Source organism: Sphingobium trunci, from assembly GCF_022664535.1.
Classification (GTDB): Bacteria; Pseudomonadota; Alphaproteobacteria; order Sphingomonadales; family Sphingomonadaceae; genus Sphingobium.
Genome location: NZ_JAKUJY010000007.1, coordinates 187,290 through 199,430, shown reverse-complemented (window position 1 = coordinate 199,430; position 12,141 = coordinate 187,290). Strand labels below are relative to the sequence as shown.

10 protein-coding genes and 1 pseudogene are annotated in these 12,141 nt (G+C 53.2%); 4 read left to right on the top strand and 7 right to left on the bottom strand.

The genetic code is table 11. The annotated features are described in order from the left end of the window. Positions 1 to 143: 143 nt before the first annotated feature. Positions 144 to 861, bottom strand: a pseudogene (locus MJ601_RS09060) (transposase); the annotation flags it as partial. 343 nt (positions 862 to 1,204) lie between these two features. Here MJ601_RS09060 and MJ601_RS09055 point away from each other — a divergent pair. The 4 genes from MJ601_RS09055 (at position 1,205) to MJ601_RS09040 (ending at position 5,596) form a co-directional block, all read left to right on the top strand. Beyond that, the gene (locus MJ601_RS09055; protein WP_242125519.1) at positions 1,205 to 2,335 is read left to right on the top strand and encodes a glycosyltransferase family 4 protein; all 1,131 of its coding nucleotides are present in this window, start codon (positions 1,205 to 1,207) and stop codon (positions 2,333 to 2,335) included. Positions 2,336 to 2,349: 14 nt separating this feature from the next. Next, the gene (locus tag MJ601_RS09050) at positions 2,350 to 3,156 is read left to right on the top strand and encodes an ABC transporter permease (protein ID WP_242125517.1); all 807 of its coding nucleotides are present in this window, start codon (positions 2,350 to 2,352) and stop codon (positions 3,154 to 3,156) included. A gap of 2 nt (positions 3,157 to 3,158) precedes the next feature. Next, the gene (locus tag MJ601_RS09045) at positions 3,159 to 4,349 is read left to right on the top strand and encodes a KpsE/RkpR family capsule polysaccharide export protein (protein ID WP_242125515.1); all 1,191 of its coding nucleotides are present in this window, start codon (positions 3,159 to 3,161) and stop codon (positions 4,347 to 4,349) included. An 86-nt stretch (positions 4,350 to 4,435) separates the two neighbouring features. Continuing rightward, positions 4,436 to 5,596 carry a hypothetical protein gene (locus tag MJ601_RS09040; RefSeq protein ID WP_242125512.1) on the top strand — a complete coding sequence of 387 codons (1,161 nt, stop codon included), beginning with the start codon at positions 4,436 to 4,438 and terminating at the stop codon, positions 5,594 to 5,596. 28 nt (positions 5,597 to 5,624) lie between these two features. Here MJ601_RS09040 and MJ601_RS09035 read toward each other — a convergent pair whose 3' ends face one another. From MJ601_RS09035 to MJ601_RS09010, 6 genes are all read right to left on the bottom strand, one after another. Continuing rightward, positions 5,625 to 6,659, bottom strand: coding sequence for an SAM-dependent methyltransferase (locus MJ601_RS09035; protein ID WP_242125510.1), 1,035 nt, complete (start codon positions 6,657 to 6,659; stop codon positions 5,625 to 5,627). Positions 6,660 to 6,717: 58 nt separating this feature from the next. Further along, complete coding sequence (locus MJ601_RS09030; protein ID WP_242125508.1) at positions 6,718 to 7,266, bottom strand: D-glycero-alpha-D-manno-heptose-1,7-bisphosphate 7-phosphatase; 549 nt, start codon at positions 7,264 to 7,266, stop codon at positions 6,718 to 6,720. Beyond that, complete coding sequence (locus MJ601_RS09025; protein WP_242125507.1) at positions 7,266 to 8,462, bottom strand: polysaccharide biosynthesis/export family protein; 1,197 nt, start codon at positions 8,460 to 8,462, stop codon at positions 7,266 to 7,268. Before MJ601_RS09025 ends, MJ601_RS09030 begins: the two co-directional genes overlap by 1 nt. Continuing rightward, positions 8,428 to 9,090, bottom strand: a complete 663-nt coding sequence (locus tag MJ601_RS09020) for an ABC transporter ATP-binding protein (protein ID WP_242125549.1) — start codon at positions 9,088 to 9,090, stop codon at positions 8,428 to 8,430. The genes MJ601_RS09025 and MJ601_RS09020 overlap by 35 nt, the downstream gene beginning before the upstream one ends. A gap of 87 nt (positions 9,091 to 9,177) precedes the next feature. Beyond that, positions 9,178 to 10,908: a glycosyltransferase family 9 protein gene (locus tag MJ601_RS22020; RefSeq protein WP_242125505.1), complete on the bottom strand. Its 1,731-nt coding sequence runs from the start codon at positions 10,906 to 10,908 to the stop codon at positions 9,178 to 9,180. Positions 10,909 to 10,961: 53 nt separating this feature from the next. Beyond that, positions 10,962 to 12,140 carry an AGE family epimerase/isomerase gene (locus MJ601_RS09010; protein WP_242125502.1) on the bottom strand — a complete coding sequence of 393 codons (1,179 nt, stop codon included), beginning with the start codon at positions 12,138 to 12,140 and terminating at the stop codon, positions 10,962 to 10,964. Between the last annotated feature and the right edge of the window lies 1 nt (position 12,141).

Here is a 12,141-nt window from a genome sequence, read left to right as displayed (position 1 = left end):
GCAAATCGGTACGCCCAACTTATCAGAGAGGGATCATGTTTCGATGAACAACGGCGATCTTGCCGATGCCCTTGCCGCCGATCACGGCATCTCCAAGGCTGGCGCCCGAAATATGTGGATGCCGTCTTCGCCGCCATCATCCATTCTGCCACCAGGCACAGGTTCTCCCGGCAGGCGTCATCGTTGATCGCCAAGATGCGCAGCCGGCGGGAAGCGCCGAACGTGTCGGCCACGAAGTCCATCGACCAGCGGTCGTTCGGCCGCAGTGGGACCGGCATTGGCATTCGGCTGCCGCGAGCGCGCTTACGGCCCCGTCTGCGACGCACCGAGAGACCCTCCTCCCGGTACAGCCGGTAGAGCTTCTTGTGGTTCATGATGTGTCCCTTGCGTTCGAGCATGACGCCGACACGGCGATAGCCGAACCGCCGACGCAGGCCGGCGATCTTGCGCATCTCCTCGCGGATCTCGGCATGATCTGGCGGACGTTCTCGCCGGACCGTCTTGGGGTCGACGCCGATCAGCACACAGGCACGGCGCTGCGAGACCTGGTAATCCCGCATCACGCCGAGCGCTGCGTCCCGTCGCTGGCCTGGCGTCGTCAGACTTTTCCCAGCAGGTCCTTCAGGATCGCGTTGTCCAGAAGCTCTCGGCCAGCAGGCGCTTGAGCTTGCCATTCTCATACTCGAGCTGCCGCAGCCGTCGGGCATCAGACACCTCAAGCCCGCCATACCTGGCCTTCAACTTGTAAAATGTCGCCGGGCTCAGCCCATGCTTGCGGCAGACCTCGGCCGTCGACAGCCCGGCCTCCTGCTCCTTGATCATCCCGATGATCTGTTCCTCGGTGAAACGGCTCTTCCTAATTCATCTGCTCCTTCGTTGGGCCAGACTCTGCATCAGATCGAGGGAGCCAACGGGGGGCAGGTCACAGGTCACGTGATATGCTCTTATGTTCCCCTTGCCAGCGCCCTATTGAATGATCGACGCGATCATTCTAAGAAATATCAATCTGCCAATCACCGTTACCGGGATCTCGATTTTTATCCGTTTGAAGTGAGGCGCGCGGGTTTCCTCTCAGGCCCACAAGAAGGGATCTCTGTAGCGTATTGAAAGCGTTATCGTATTGTTACCTGAGATCGTTTTGGATGTTAGCAGGCTGGTTTATCGGCGAACAAATTGCCTGCCCTCCGGTATTGATCGGGTAGAGATGGCATATATCGAGTATCTCGATGAATTGGCGGGGGAGCGCCTTTCATTCTGTGGGTTTCATCCCCGATTGCGTCGCTATATCCGTCTCGACCGGAGATTGGTGTTCGATAGGATAGCGGCAATTGCAGCGGGGTGGAAATCCGGTTCCGCGATACGCGCCAATAGAGTGGGGCTGGCTCAGTGGCGGGAATTATTCTTCCCTGTGAGCAGGCTGGACGGTAAGCGAATAATCGTCAAGGTGTCGCCTGATCACCTCGAGCATAGGTCGCGCATTAAGGGTTTAGTTGATACCGAACAGGCGCCGCTGGTAATCATGATCCATGATCTCCTGCCGATCGAGTATCCAGAATTTTCCGGCCGGGGGGGAGATAGAACTCAGCAGCAGCGCCTGAAGGTTGTTGCGGAGTTTTCCGCACATATTGTAGCCAACTCTCAAGATACAGCTGACAGCATAAAAAGATATTTTGGGTCTAACGATTGCCCACCTGTTACCGCTATTCCATTGGGATTTACGCCGATGGCTAGTTCGACTTTTTCTGCCCTTCAAGATGGCATGAATTTGGTGTCCGATGAGCCATATTTCGTATGTATAGGGACTATAGAGCCGCGTAAAAATCATATGATGCTCTTGCATCTCTGGAGGCAGATCAGCAAATTTGCGGAGCTTCACGATACGTCTGTTCCCAAGCTGTACATTGTGGGGCGGCGGGGTTGGGAAAATGAGAATATAATTGACTTGCTGGAGCGGTCCCCTTTTGTGCGAGCCCATGTCATTGAAGCGGGTGAAATGGGTGATGAAGCGGTTGCTCGATTGCTGTTTGGCGCCCGCGCCTTGCTGGCTCCCTCCTTCGCCGAAGGATTTGGCCTGCCTGTCGCTGAAGCGTTGGCTTGCGGTATACCGGTGATCTGCAGCGATATCGCGCCTCATCGTGAGATAGGGGGCGAGGTGCCCGATTACGTGGACCCGTTGGATGGCCCTACATGGCAGCGACTGATTTTCGAGTATGCATGTGAGGAGAGTGCGGCGCGCGATGCTCAATTGCACCGCTTGCGGGATTGGAGTATCCGCAGTTGGGATAAGCATATCCATGAAGTTTATGATATCTGCAAGCACTTGGGAATGGCATAGTGTTAAAAGAGGAAATGACCCAAGAAGATAAGCGGGATTACCACCCATTTCTGGCTGCGCTTTCCATACAGTTTCGTGTAATTGGTGCATTGATCATGCGAGAGCTACATACTCGGTATGGCCGCGAAAATATCGGGTACTTGTGGATGATTCTTGAGCCCGCGCTGCTCGCTGCAGCTATTGCGGCATTCCATTCAGGGTCAAAGAACCACTACTCGACAGATATACTACCAGTCCCATTCACGATCGTTGGCTACACTGCCTATTACATGTTTAGGGCCGTGGTAAACAGAGCTGAGGGTACCATAGAGTCAAACCAGTCGCTGCTCTATCATCGTCGCGTTACAATTCTCGATCTTTCGATTGCGCGGACTGTTCTCGAGTTTATTTCAGTATTGTTTACGATGATATTGTTGCTAACCTTGGCCGCGCTGTTCGGGCTGGGCGACATGCCTTATCGATGGATTTACCTGCTTGGTGGATTCATTTTGATGACATGGTTTTGCTTTGGATTGGCACTGATCGTTACGTCTTGGACCTATGACAACCGGACAGCCGCACGCCTCGTTCACCCCATGACATATCTGGCGCTGCCATTGTCGGGTGCTTTCGTCATTTTGTCGTGGGTGCCTGAGCCATATCGGTCGCTTCTTTACTGGTTCCCAATGGTCCAGATTTTTGAGATGATCCGCTACGGGCAATTCGAGTACGCCGAGAGCATCCATTTCGATATGCTCTATATTATCCTTATTTGTGCACTCCTGACTTACACCGGCCTTATCCTGATGCGAAGGCTTCGGCACCATATTCATCTGCGGTGATCATGAACAAACCTGTAAATCTCAATAAGCTTGGCGTCTGGGCGCTGGAAGAAGATGAAGCATCGTTGCGAAACAGGGGGCGTTTCGCCGCTTGGCAGAGTGTGATCAAGCGTTATCGGGCATTTTTGTTGATCGTCGTCATGCCTACACTCGTCACGGCGCTATATTTCGGCTTGATCGCTAGTGACCAGTATGAATCCCAAGCGGATTTTGTGGTACGATCTTCTCAAGAAGGGAGGGCGACCCCAACAGGCCTTGGGCAAATGCTGGGGCTGGGCTCGGCCTTAAGCGGCGTTCAAAATGAAGCTTATGGTGTAGCGGATTATTTGAGCTCCCATGATGCCGTGGCAGCGTTGCAAAAGCAGCTCGATCTGGTCGCGATGTTCCGGCGCCCGGGGATCGACCCGGTCAGCGCATTGTGGTCAGGCAATACCTCCGCGGAAGAGCTGCTCAAATATTATCGCAAGCAGGTTTCGGTACATTTTGAGTTGGACACGGGCATCACGGAATTGCGGGTCCGCGCTTTTCGGCCGAAAGATGCTCACGCAATAGCTAGCGCCCTCATGCAACTGGGTGAGCAGCGCGTAAATGACATGAATAGACGCGCCTTTGATGCATCAGTGGCTTCAGCGCTCCGGCAGTTCGCCGATGCCCAGAAAGAAGTCGCAGCGTCGCAAGCCAGGCTAACGAGCTTTCGGCAGAGCCAAGGCGATATCGATCCACAGGAAAGCGGCGCGGCGCAAACCAAGTTGGTGACCGAGCTCGATGGGCAAGTCGCAGCGGCTCGAGCAGCGCTTGCGACCATGCGCGGGACGATTTCGTCATCCAGTCCGCAGGTGATTGCTCAGCAGCAGCGCCTCACGTCTCTGGAAGCGCAGCTTGCGGCTTATCGAGGACGCCTCAGCGGCAATGCGGGAGCTACCGCGATCAGACTTGGCGAATATGAAAATCTTCGCATCCAGCAAAAATTCGCGGCTGATCGCTACCAGACGGCAGCAGCCCTCTACGAGAAGGCTCGAGAGGATGCATCCCGGCAGCAGCTCTTTATCGCCCGTGTCGTGGAAGCAAACGTGCCGCAACAAGCGCTTTATCCCAAGCGCTTGCAAATCGTCGCAACGGTGGCACTCGCGCTGCTGCTGGTCTATGCGATCGGTTGGTTGGTCGTGGCCGGCGTTCGCGAACATTCGGTGTAAGCTGGCCAGCGATGGATGACCCGCAGCCAACACCCCCCTCACATCCAGTTGAGGGGAGCCCTTCGACAGATGAAGGATCGGGAATCGTGCCGGCAACCGATCACGTCGATCGGCTGCTGGATCCCTTCTGCTTTCATTGGCATTGGCGCAGCCGCTTTCGTCCCTTTGGTGGAGAGGAACCTGCGGGCGATCCCAGCTACGTCTTCCATACCGAATATATCGAACTTCCCTTGGGCGCCGCCCAGTTCACCGTGCAGTTTGACAATCTTCAGGCTGCAATAGGTTCGATAACGTTCATCATCCACGCTTTTGACGGCAAGCAGGATGTGGTTCGCCATTTCGAAACGACAGTTCCCCTTCGCGAATTGGTCGAGCGACAGGGGCGGATTACGTTCCGCATAGCGGCGGTGCCAGGTTATACGCACGCGCTTCTCGCCCACAGTTATGGAGAGATGGACGGCGAATGCGGCGCCATATCGGTGTTGCTCACGCACCAGAGGCCTCTGATCCTGCCGGATACCAAGGTGCCCCCGCACCAGCTTTCGTTCCGTACAACGGATCAGCTCATATCCTCTGGCTCGCCCTCATTTGCCAACCCTGTCTCGCAAGCCTGCACGGCCGCGCAGTTGAGCGAACCTATTTTTGCTGCAATGGCTGCGGATCAGCGTCGCCCAGACGAGTCCGAGCAGGCGCTTTGGCGACGTTTGATGCCGCGTCGGATCCTCGAACATTATGGCGCACTGCGGGAAGGGGCTTGCCTCTTGAAGGTGGGGGCCGAGGATTTAGGAGTCACGCAGGCGGTACAGAACTGCGGGGGACAGGTTGTGGAAATGCACGACCGATCGTCACAAACCAGCAGCCATATCGTTGATATTGGGCATTTTCCCAGTGAGTTTCACAGCCATTTTGATATGGTTGTGAGTAGCATCGAGCCCGCAGACGTCGGATCAGTTCTGATCTGGTCGCGCCTTGTGATGGATTCTGCGCGATGCCTCCGGCAAGGCGGACTGGGGATCTACACTTGCCACATGGAATTATTTGGGGAATCTTTGGAAAGTCGCAGAACTTATGCGTTATCGAAGGTGGATCTCGAAAGGATTTGTGTAAAATTGATAGCCATTAAGCTAGATGTTGCAGAAATTCGATATGGATCGGACAAGATAAAAAATTTTCAACCAGAAATTTATTTGGAACCGGTGCCTTTCACTCTCATTGTTTCAAAAGCACAGCTTGATGCTCGGCAGTAACTGCCGAGCATCATCGCATTTAGACATATTACTTCCCTTTTTTTACGACAAGCCCGTAACAGGTGCAAGGTAGGCCATCAACCGATAGCTTGATGTGAGCAGGATGTTCGTTAATCGCAGCCATTGAGTTCGGCAGATCGCCATATGGAGGAATGTCGATAAAGCGATCCAGCGGCCCGGTCCCCAGTTCAAAACTCACTTCGCTCACTTCATGGCCTTGGCGACGGAGGCGTTCTGCCAAATCTTCGAAATGCTTTCGTTGAAACAATACAGTAGACCAGTTATCGATCGTATCACCGTCCTTAAAGTTATATTCAGTTGTATGGATGGAGATGCCACCAGGACGTAGTATATCCATACTTTTCTCGATAAAGGTCAAACCTTTTTCTATAGAACCCAGGTGCTCGAAAGCACAAATCGACCAACAGAAATCAAAATTACGAAGTGTTGTCGGTATATCATTCATATCGACATATTCGAGGGAAACATGCTCCTCGAATGCTTCACGACTGACCAAGTGAGAATGCCATATCTTCTCAAGGTTATCAGTGTGTTGCTTTGTGTTGCGCCAATCCACTGCGCTTGCATGATCAGGCGGTAAATCTGTTGCGACGATATCTACACCGTGACCTGCAAGATAACTTGGTAGCGCTTCTTCACCGCATCCAAAGCCCAGGCCTCGGGCACCCGGTCGGATCATGTCATGTATTGACATATTATGAAGTACGTAGGCGAGTTCCCAAACTTTTCGATGGTAAATTGGGCGAATATTCAGCTCATTGCACCAATAGGCGCACCAATCACTCTCAATGTCGCTTTGCGTGGAGGCACGCCAACCTAATTCCAGGCTTGGGCGATAACTCGGGACATAATTTGAGCGCGACTCATATAATGTACGAGCCAAATCGTAACCCATATTCTTAACATTTAGTCGCATTATCCCTACGTCGCGAATAAATTCCCATAAGGCGACCGTGTTGGGATTTTTGTTCTGGGGATCTACATGACGTACCAAGTCATTGATTGCATCTCTGATCTGATCCAGGTTAACCTTTTCTGTCATACAATCACCTCAAGCATCATAATTAGTTATAAAATTCCAGAGAAACATGGACCAGAGTTTACGTGGATGCCTTAAATATAATTTCTTCTGCTTCGAGCAATGATTTGATCTTTATTGTAGAAGGAGAAAAAATTTCCAATTTGGAGACAAGAATTAGAAGCTCTAGTCCCGCCGCCCGGCCGGCATCCATGTCACTTAATTTGTCACCGATTATCGCGCTCGCCCGCAGATCAATGGAGAGGTCGTTCGCCGCAGCCAGCAACATGCCCGGCCGAGGTTTTCTCCATTCATGGTCCGCTCGCCACCGCTCAATCTTCGCTTCGGGGTGATAAGGGCAATGATAGACCGCTTCTAGTGGAGCCCCTTCTTGCAGAAAGCGATCGCACATCCATTCCGTGAGTTGGAAGAAAGCCTCCTCACTGAATAAGCCCCGAGCGATTCCCGATTGATTGGTGACAACGACCGGCAAATAGCCAAGCGCGCGAGCGCGTCGGACCAATGCGAAGATGCCGGGAATGAATTCAAAGCGGCTCCGGTCACCCACATAGCCGTGATCGATGTTTATAACGCCATCCCTATCGAGAAAAAGTGCAGGCCGCAAAGTCATCAATTCGCGATGGCCCGAACGGTTAGGAACGGACTGAAAAGCTGATTCAGAATCTGCACAAACTTTGACGGCTGATTGGATCGCGCATTTGCAAAATAAAGCACATCTTTGTCCTGCAGGTAGAAGTTCTGCGCGAGGAAGTAGCTGCCTGGCTGCATCAGGTTCAGGCGGTAGATCGTGCGGAGGCCAGATGCGTCTGCGGCATCATATCGAAACAGGAACACGCCGGTTGGGTCGGCCTGGCTATCCAGCGGACCGCCGGCCCGGGCAATGGCTTCGGCCAAGCTGACCCGATCGGCATTGAACGAGACCTGTGCGACTTTGCCCGCAGCGCCAAAGACCAGATAGGATTGTGGCTGCAGGTCCAACTCCAGCATGTCGCCGCCGGTCAAAACCTCATTCAGCCTTGGATTGTCCATGATCTGCCGTAGCCGCGCGGACGAGGTTGTGCCGCTGCGCGTCAGCCGTACAAGCACATCCTCGGTCCGAGCGCTCACACCCCCGGCTTCACTAATAATATCAAGCACCCTCTCATGGGCCGGAGACAAGGAAAATCGGCCCGCTTTAGCAACTGCACCGGCGACGACCACCTTGTTGGTTTCGTTCCGGCTCACTGAAACCATCGCCCTGAGAGCCTGTGAGTAAGCCGCATATTGCCGATTGATCTGTTGCTCGATTTCCCCGGTCGATTGCCCTGCGACATGGAGCGTTCCCGCATAGGGCAGGGTTATGTCACCCAATTCATCGACCTGTACGGGAGGTAAGGCCTCGCCGACCGCGGCCACCGCGGCAGTATCGGTTATGTTGCTGTTGCTGATGCCGGAAAATAGCCGTGTGCCGACCTCAAAAAGCCGTACTGAAAGAACGTCGCCAGGGCCGACGGCAATGCGCTGCTCAACCAATGGAGGAACTGCCCAGGACTCCGTTGCCGTCACGGGTTTAGGCAGGTCTGCGGAGGCCAAGATATTGACGATACGATATTTCACGTCACCCGAAAGCGTCTTGTCGCCTGCCAGGATCTTGGCGCTTGTGGGGCCGCTCGATGGCAGTGACGCACAGGCACTCAACAACGAGATTAACAGCATGGTGATACCGGTGCGCCGCGCAACGCTCTTATACGCCGGGATTGCGTATATAGGGCGGCTGGCAGAAAAATGAGGGTCACGCATAGCGTGACTGCAATCCGTTATGTACATCGAGCGCTTCATCAATAGTGTCGAAAAATGTTACCGTACCGCCATAAACTACGGCGCCGCGGGAGCAATAGGCACGAAGCGTTTCCGGCGAATGGGATATCATTATGAGCGTACCATTTTCCCGTCGCGCATGAAGCGCTTCCTCGCAGCGAATGCGAAAGCGCTCATCGCCTGCGGCGGTGACCTCATCGACCAGATAGCATTCAAAATCTACGGAAAGTGAGATAGCGAATGCCAGTCGCGCCGTCATACCAGCCGAATAGGTTTCGACTGGCTGGTAGAGATAGGGGCCAAGATCGGCGAAATCCTGAATGAAATCAATGAGGCCCTCTTCCGAGCGATCATAGATTCGAGCGATAAAGCGAGCATTGTCGGCGCCGGTCAAACTGGACTGGAAGCAACTCGCGTAACCGATCGGCCATGAGGTGCGCATATTGTTTATGATGCGCCCGCTGGTTGGCGCCTCCACGCCAGCAATCATGCGCACAAGAGTCGATTTACCGGCACCGTTGGCTCCGCAGATGCCAACGCTCTGCCCCGCTTCGATCTTGAAGCTTACATCACTGAAAACCCGCTTTTCAAATTTGCGGATCTTGTATGTCTTAGAGACATTTTCGAACGAGATCATCGACAACACCGATATAGCATTATGTATCTTGTTGGTGATTCATGGCGTGAATCCCATTCCGGCCAAAAACCGATCTCGTGAATGCCATCAAAGAGCAGCGCGATCATCGAGCAAATAAGCGGCAGCCGCTGATCTTACCGTTTCCAGCACTTCATCGGGTTGAATAGATGCAAGGCAAGCACTTTCCATCGTTCCGGTAATATGGCAAGCCATGTCCTCATTTCTCCAGCATGGCACGCAATGCAGCCTGCGCCGTTCTTGCAACACAATTGCATTGGGATGATGGGCTGAGCAGGTGCGGCCATCAGTTGGACCAAATAACCCAATAGTGGGCATACCAAACGCTGCAGCCGTATGGTAAAATGCTGAATCTACGGAAAGGAATACATCGCTAGCCGCCACCATGGCGATAGCTTCTTTCAGAGACTTCCCGAAAACCGGAATAATATTGGGGTGATCAGGTACAGGCACAGGTGTTGTATGAATTGGCATTACCAACGCCTCATCAGCCAGACGCTCGATCAGTTCAGTCAAATGGGGGTAATCGCGATACGTTTCTCGCGAAAACATCTGAACACCAACGACTGGCAATCCGCGCTCCTTAGCGAGGCTGCGTATGGTTGCAATGATTTCACTCTGTCCAGTATCAAGAGCGGACACCGGATGCCACCCCGAGAAATCAAGTGCCTTTCGACCAATTCCCATTCCGCGGGCAAAGAGTTCGACACGCCCTTTGCGTACCAGTGGCGCAACTCGGGATTCGTACCGCGCCGCAGGACACAGCGCCAGATTTATCCATCGCTTATATTGCCTAAGGTCGATAAAGCTTTCGCTATCAAGCAGCACGACATCGGGATTGCCTTCAAACGCAGCGTGAAATTTGCGCGGAATTGCAAAAGCGACCTTACGGTTGTAGCGCTTGCAGAGAGCACGGAGCCCTGGCGTCATCATGGTAATGTCACCAAGGCCACCCATCGCTCGAGAAACGAGGATCGCGGGCTGCTCTCCGACACCGTCGCCACGCCATGTTAGTGGCGGCAATTTGTTGCCAGGAACAGAGCCAATCTGGCCTGGCATAGTAGATTCGACAGCAGATCTTGAAATCTTGAGCGCGAACCTAATGAGCAATTGACCACTCCATCGCCGGAGTTTTTTAACCAATTGTTTTCTGACAGACTTTCGTCCTCCGCATCCGCTAGCAATAATAAGTTTTCCTCCCGCGCGAAGGAGGGATTGCATTGGATAGGGCTGCATGTGTTCCGGCGACGGAACTGTCACAAAAGCTGCGAAACGCCGTATCAACCCGGTTTTATTACGAGTCATTCGGCGATAGGTCCAATCAAGCCGAGAAGCCGCAAGCCGGGCGACCTCATCCAGTCGCCCCAGCGACAAGCGTGCCTTCAAGTCAAGCTCAAAAAGATCGGCGATCTGATCAATCCCGCCTTCTATACTATAGGGGCATTCAGTAAGATGCTCAATAAGGGCAAGCGCGTCCCCTGCTCGTCCCATCGCGATCAATGCACGCGCCTTGAGTATGCGACATGCCGTTGCTTCACCTCCATATGCGCGCATGTCGGTGGCATCCAACTTCTCGATAACATCGAGAAAGTCGCTGACTGTTTCACGGTGCCCGGCCTCTAGTAGGCGTTGATGACGTTGCAGAAGGCCACCGAATTCCACGATGATCGCCGAAAAGTCCCGTGGCCGCGCAATCGGGTAGCCCGAGATAGTATGGCCTAGTTGGGACACTCGATCGAGCATGAAGCGTATCGTGCGGAAGTCAGGCCGATCTATGGCATCAAGAATCTCGTTTGCCACGTTGACTCTAGTCGATGGCATATCGGCATTCGGATTTAATGTAGGAACGGCGCTTACCAACTACCTTCCCCTTGGCTTGCATCAACATGTTGTTGGTGACTAAAGGCAGTAATATGCATCATAGTCGTTGCGGATTCAGGTCGCTTTATCAAGGCGCTAATTGCACCAATAACGTGATAGAAGCTCGTGGCTTTGACCGGTTCCTCGATCATCTTGCCATCTGCACAACGACAGCGTTCATACCAAAAACCACTGACGGGAAAATCCAAGAAGCGACCCATCAGTTGAGCCGATCGAAAATCGTCATCAAGCGAATTTTCCAATAGACCAAGTGCTGCAGCGCGTGTCCACTCGGTTACCTGCCAGATACGGCATTCCTGTTCAATGACGCCACCGGGAATCGAGACGGCCCCATAAGGTACTTGCGTTTGGGCGGAAAGGCCATCTGTCAGAGCGTGTTTTTCAAGCGCACGTGAGATTTTCGGCACCGGGAGATGATGTGTCGCGGCCCAATCTAATAACCAAATCCATTCGAAATGATGCCCCGGCTCAAAGCGATGCACTTGGGCCAATGACCCGTCTTTGTTCTCAGGGAACTCTGAAAGGATGCCGAGTTCTGGACAGAAAAGATGACATTCAAGTGTTTCGAGCAGAGAGATTGCAAGTGCACGGAATGGCCCATCAGCATCGTTGTCGAGCCACGCAAGGGCTGCCTCCAACAAATGCATGTGAGGGTTTTGTTCTCGATCGCCAACGTTTGGAAAACGCTCGATAAAGCCCCATTCGGGATGGCGAAGCTGCTGGTTAAGGAAAGCGAGAAGAGTGATTGCCGTATCGCGCAGTCGAGGCTCACTATTCAATGAATAAGCTTTGGCCAGCGCAAAGAGCGCAAAGGCCGAGTCATATAGCGAAATGCTGCCTTCTAATGGTTCACCCTTGCATGTGACCCGTTCATGAAACGCCCCATCCTCGCGGGCGTGCTGGTTCAGTAGAAAGTCCAGCCCGTGATTGATGGCTTCGTGCGCTCCAGTGGCTCCAAGCCGATGCAACTCGCAAAAGACGAATATCTGCCGCGATACTGTACGTAATCTTTTAACTGCTCCTGATGTTTCCAGCGTTCTCGCATCGATCGTTTCAAAAAAACCGCCATTTTCTCGGTCAATGCCAAATTCTAACCAACGCGGAGCGGCAAGATCCAGGAGCCAGTGTTTCGGTGAAAATTGCAGCGCCATT

Excerpts from the sequence above, each read along its gene's own strand:
- MJ601_RS09055 (WP_242125519.1), top strand. The coding sequence starts at position 1,205 with ATGGCATATATCGAGTATCTCGATGAATTGGCGGGGGAGCGCCTTTCA.
- MJ601_RS09050 (WP_242125517.1), top strand. The coding sequence starts at position 2,350 with ATGACCCAAGAAGATAAGCGGGATTACCACCCATTTCTGGCTGCGCTT.
- MJ601_RS09045 (WP_242125515.1), top strand. The coding sequence starts at position 3,159 with ATGAACAAACCTGTAAATCTCAATAAGCTTGGCGTCTGGGCGCTGGAA.
- MJ601_RS09035 (WP_242125510.1), bottom strand. The coding sequence starts at position 6,659 with ATGACAGAAAAGGTTAACCTGGATCAGATCAGAGATGCAATCAATGAC.
- MJ601_RS09030 (WP_242125508.1), bottom strand. The coding sequence starts at position 7,266 with ATGACTTTGCGGCCTGCACTTTTTCTCGATAGGGATGGCGTTATAAAC.
- MJ601_RS09025 (WP_242125507.1), bottom strand. The coding sequence starts at position 8,462 with ATGTACATAACGGATTGCAGTCACGCTATGCGTGACCCTCATTTTTCT.
- MJ601_RS09020 (WP_242125549.1), bottom strand. The coding sequence starts at position 9,090 with ATGATCTCGTTCGAAAATGTCTCTAAGACATACAAGATCCGCAAATTT.
- MJ601_RS09010 (WP_242125502.1), bottom strand. The coding sequence starts at position 12,140 with ATGGCGCTGCAATTTTCACCGAAACACTGGCTCCTGGATCTTGCCGCT.